Here is a 587-nt window from a genome sequence, read left to right as displayed (position 1 = left end):
GACTCAATTGTGAATCAAATAAATTTGATTCGAATACAAGACACTTGAATGTGTTTGTTGTGTTTATCTAATAAAGATAAACATTGAGAACTTTTAAATTTGATTGAATTACTCGTAAGTAATCAATCAGTCAGCTTTCCAAATTGTTAAAGAGCATGAGACTTTAAGAACCAGTGTTCTAAATTTCACATTTTCTAAAGACTCTCAGGGTCAAACACACCAACCAACGACAAAAGAAGTGGTTTGGATATGACTATAACCAAGAATATTTAGAGAATGGTGGGCGATACCGGGCTCGAACCAGTGACCCCCTGCTTGTAAGGCAGGTGCTCTCCCAACTGAGCTAATCGCCCACGATAGTTTTAATTCCTTCGCGGAGAAAGAATGGTGGGTCGTGCAGGATTCGAACCTGCGACCAATTGATTAAAAGTCAACTGCTCTACCAACTGAGCTAACGACCCAATGGTATCCCGTAGGGGAGTCGAACCCCTGTTACCGCCGTGAAAGGGCGGTGTCCTAGGCCTCTAGACGAACGGGACACTGCTAATTTATCTCCACTTTAAAAGTAGAAACAAACTTCGAAGAAC

3 tRNA genes are annotated in these 587 nt (G+C 41.6%); all 3 read right to left on the bottom strand.

Annotated features, from left to right (window positions below):
* Window positions 1–277 precede the first annotated feature (277 nt).
* The 3 genes from AB4589_RS20575 to AB4589_RS20565 all read right to left on the bottom strand — a co-directional run bounded on the left by AB4589_RS20575 (window position 278) and on the right by AB4589_RS20565 (window position 539).
* Window positions 278–353 (bottom strand) — tRNA-Val (locus tag AB4589_RS20575).
* 32 nt (window positions 354–385) lie between these two features.
* Window positions 386–461: transfer RNA gene (locus AB4589_RS20570), tRNA-Lys, on the bottom strand.
* 2 nt (window positions 462–463) lie between these two features.
* Window positions 464–539, bottom strand: a tRNA-Glu gene (locus AB4589_RS20565).
* Window positions 540–587 lie beyond the last annotated feature (48 nt).

Origin of the sequence: Vibrio sp. 10N.222.49.A3, from assembly GCF_041475145.1 — a bacterium.
Taxonomy (GTDB): Bacteria; Pseudomonadota; Gammaproteobacteria; order Enterobacterales; family Vibrionaceae; genus Vibrio; species Vibrio tasmaniensis_A.
The sequence above is the reverse complement of the archived record's forward strand: the minus strand, read 5'-3'. Positions and strand labels throughout refer to the sequence as shown.